The organism is Jiulongibacter sediminis, from assembly GCF_001306455.1.
Taxonomy (GTDB): domain Bacteria; phylum Bacteroidota; class Bacteroidia; order Cytophagales; family Spirosomataceae; genus Jiulongibacter; species Jiulongibacter sediminis.
In genome coordinates this window covers 1-4,053 of sequence record NZ_LGTQ01000021.1, presented here as the reverse complement: position 1 = coordinate 4,053, position 4,053 = coordinate 1, and the positions used below count along the sequence as shown (strand labels likewise).

The 4,053-nt window shown below is 48.2% G+C and carries 1 protein-coding gene; it reads right to left on the bottom strand.

The annotated features are described in order from the left end of the window. The coding region (locus AFM12_RS19360) for a beta strand repeat-containing protein (protein ID WP_131458505.1) at window positions 1–4,053 on the bottom strand (4,053 nt) is incomplete at both ends.

Sequence of the window (4,053 nt, the reverse complement as noted above, 5' to 3'; positions counted from 1 at the left end):
TCCGTCACTTAGGCTGTCGTTAGCGATGATATTGAGTGTCACATCCGTGCCAACAACATTATCAAGGTCTTCATCATCAACCGCTACCGGTGGCTCTTCCACGTAAGTGATGGTGATCGTTGCCGTGCTGTCAAGTCCTGTCGCGTTCTCAATCAAGGTATAATTGATCGGAGTTGGATCAGTTGTGAAGCCAGCTTCCGGTGTAAACGTCACCTCACCTGTCAGTGTATCGTAATCATAACGACCCTCACCGGCGACAATCAGGCTATCCTGAATGCCTGGGGTTGATGGATCCAAATCAACTGTCACTTCGGCTACGCTCAGTGTTAGAACAGGAGTTCCATCAGACAAGCTGTCGTTAGCGATGATGTTCAAGGTTACATCTGTTCCAACAACATTATCAAGGTCTTCGTCATCAACCGCTACCGGTGGCTCTTCCACGTAAGTGATCGTAATCGTTGCCGTACTGTCAAGTCCTGTCGCGTTCTCAATCAAAGTATAATTAATTGGAGTCGGATCAGTTGTAAAGCCAGCTTCCGGTGTAAACGTCACCTCGCCTGTCAATGTATCGTAGTCGTATCTACCCTCACCCGCTACAATCAGGCTATCCTGAATGCCTGGGGTTGATGGATCCAAATCAACTGTCACTTCGGCTACGCTCAGTGTTAGAACAGGAGTTCCATCAGACAAGCTGTCGTTAGCGATGATGTTCAAGGTTACATCTGTTCCAACAACATTATCAAGGTCTTCGTCATCAACCGCTACCGGTGGCTCTTCCACGTAAGTGATCGTAATCGTTGCCGTACTGTCAAGTCCTGTCGCGTTCTCAATCAAAGTATAATTAATTGGAGTCGGATCAGTTGTAAAGCCAGCTTCCGGTGTAAACGTCACCTCACCTGTCAATGTATCATAGTCGTATCTACCTTCACCCGCTACTATCAGGCTATCCTGAATGCCCGGAGTACTTGGATCCAAATCAATCGTGATATCTGTGATGTCAACGATGTTCGTTCCGTCACTTAGGCTGTCGTTAGTGATGATGTTCAAGGTTACATCTGTTCCAACAACATTATCAAGGTCTTCGTCATCTACCGCTACAGGTGGCTCTTCCATGTAAGTGATGGTGATCGTCGCCGTGCTGTCAAGTCCTGTCGCGTTCTCAATCAAGGTATAATTGATCGGAGTCGGATCAGTCGTGAAGCCAGCTTCCGGTGTAAACGTCACCTCACCTGTCAGTGAATTGTAGTCGTATCTACCTTCACCCGCTACAATCAGACTATCCTGAATGCCCGGAGTAATTGGATCCAAATCAATCGTGATATCCGTGATGTCAACGATGTTCGTTCTATCAGACAAGCTGTCGTTAGTGATGATATTGAGTATTACATCTGTTCCAACAACATTATCAAGGTCTTCATCATCAACCGCTACCGGTGGCTCTTCCACGTAAGTGATGGTGATTGTTGCCGTGCTATCAAGACCTGTCGCGTTCTCAATCAAAGTATAATTGATCGGAGTCGGATCAGTTGTAAAGCCAGCTTCCGGTGTAAACGTCACCTCGCCTGTCAGTGTATCGTAATCATAACGACCCTCACCGGCTACAATCAGGCTATCCTGAATGCCCGGAGTTGATGGATTAAGGTCAATTGTCACCTCATTGACCAGTGGGTTTGTTCCATCTGAAAGTGTATCATTGATTATGATATTGACCAAAGCATCATTTCCTACAACATTATTCAATGAGCTGTCATTGACCGCTACAACATCCTGACCTATTTCAAGAATCTCTGAGGCTGTTGGATCAACTAAAACTCCGGATAGAGGAGTACCGGTTGCTGTAGCCGTATTCAGGATATCAAGGCCGTTATCAACATCAGTTGCAGAAACCACATACTCTGACGTCCATATTACTTGCTGACCAGAAGCCAAGGTATCAACCACGTTGTCAAGACCATTATCTGTTCCAGTCGTGCTAAGCAAAGCAATTGGACCAAGAGGGTTTGTGCCTGAATGAACGTCTGATAGAGAAACATTAACAATAGTTACATTTCCCACGTTTTGGGCAACGTAGGTATATGTAATAATCTGGCCTTCATAAACATCCGTAGTATCATCAGCTTCCTTAGTCAATGTCAATTGTGGTGCCGAATCAATGACTGTTGCTGCTGTATCGCTCTCCGGTGTTGGTAGCTCGGTTGTTGTTACCACCGCTACGTTCACAAGGTCTGTTCCTGCATCGATATCAGCTTGCGTCACATCGTAAGAGATCGTGTACGTCCAGGTCTCTGTAGTATCAAGGATGCCGTTGGCGTTGATGCTCTCAGTGACTGCTGATAGTGTTCCTACTGTACCATTTGGAAGCGTATCGCTCACCACTACGCCGGTCAGGCTTTGGTTACCATCGTTGGTGATTACAATCGTGTAATCAATTGTACCTGGAGTCGTCACTGGGCTTTCGCCGCCGGTCTGTGTCTTCACAATCGTCAGACTTGGAGTCTGCGTGATCGCTGTCGCGGCTGTATCTGATTCTGGTGTTGGTAGCTCGGTTGTTGTTACCACCGCTACGTTTACCAGATCTGTTCCTGCGTCAATATCTGCTTGTGTTACAGCATAGCTGATCGTGTACGTCCAGGTTTCTGTCGTATCAAGAATGCCGTTGGCGTTGATGCTCTCGGTTACTGCTGATAGTGTACCGATGGTACCGTTTGGAAGCGTGTCGCTCACCACTACGACGGTCAGGCTTTGGTTACCGTCGTTGGTAATTACGATGGTGTAATCAATTGTACCTGGTGTTGTGATCGGGCTCTCGCCGCCGGTCTGCGTTTTGGTTATCGTCAGACTTGGGTTTTGAGTGATTGCTGTCGCTGCTGTATCGCTCTCCGGTGTTGGTAGCTCGGTTGTTGTCACCACTGCTACGTTCACCAGGTCTTCTCCTGCGTCGATATCTGCTTGCGTTACAGCGTAAGAGATGGTATACGTCCAGGTCTCTGTCGTATCAAGGATGCCGTTAGCGTTGATGCTCTCGGTTACTGCTGATAATGTTCCTACCGTACCGTTTGGAAGCGTATCGCTTACCACCACACCCGTCAGGCTTTGGTTACCGTCGTTGGTGATTACGATCGTATAATCAATTGTACCTGGTGTTGTGATCGGACTCTCGCCGCCGGTCTGCGTTTTGGTTATCGTCAGACTTGGAGTCTGCGTGATTGCTGTTGCGGCTGTATCGCTCTCCGGTGTTGGTAGTTCGGTTGTTGTTACTACCGCTACGTTCACAAGGTCTGTTCCTGCGTCAATATCAGCTTGTGTTACAACATAAGAGATAGTGTACGTCCACGTTTCTGTGGTATCAAGGATGCCGTTTGCGTTGATGCTCTCGGTTACTGCGGATAGTGTTCCTACTGTTCCATTTGGAAGCGTATCGCTTACCACCACGCCCGTCAGGCTTTGGTTACCGTCGTTGGTAATTACGATGGTGTAATCAATTGTACCTGGTGTTGTGATCGGGCTCTCGCCGCCGGTCTGCGTTTTGGTTATCGTCAGACTTGGGTTTTGAGTGATTGCTGTCGCTGCTGTATCGCTCTCCGGTGTTGGTAGCTCGGTTGTTGTCACCACTGCTACGTTCACCAGGTCTTCTCCTGCGTCGATATCTGCTTGCGTTACAGCGTAAGAGATGGTATACGTCCAGGTCTCTGTCGTATCAAGGATGCCGTTAGCGTTGATGCTCTCGGTTACTGCTGATAATGTTCCTACCGTACCGTTTGGAAGCGTATCGCTTACCACCACACCCGTCAGGCTTTGGTTACCGTCGTTGGTGATTACGATCGTGTAATCAATTGTACCTGGTGTTGTGATCGGGCTCTCGCCGCCGGTCTGCGTTTTGGTTATCGTCAGACTTGGAGTCTGCGTGATTGCTGTCGCGGCCGTATCGCTCTCCGGTGTTGGCAGCTCAGTCGTTGTTACCACCGCTACGTTCACAAGGTCTTCTCCTGCATCGATGTCTGCTTGTGTTACGTTATAGCTGATCGTGTAGGTCCAGGTCTCGTTGGTGTCCAA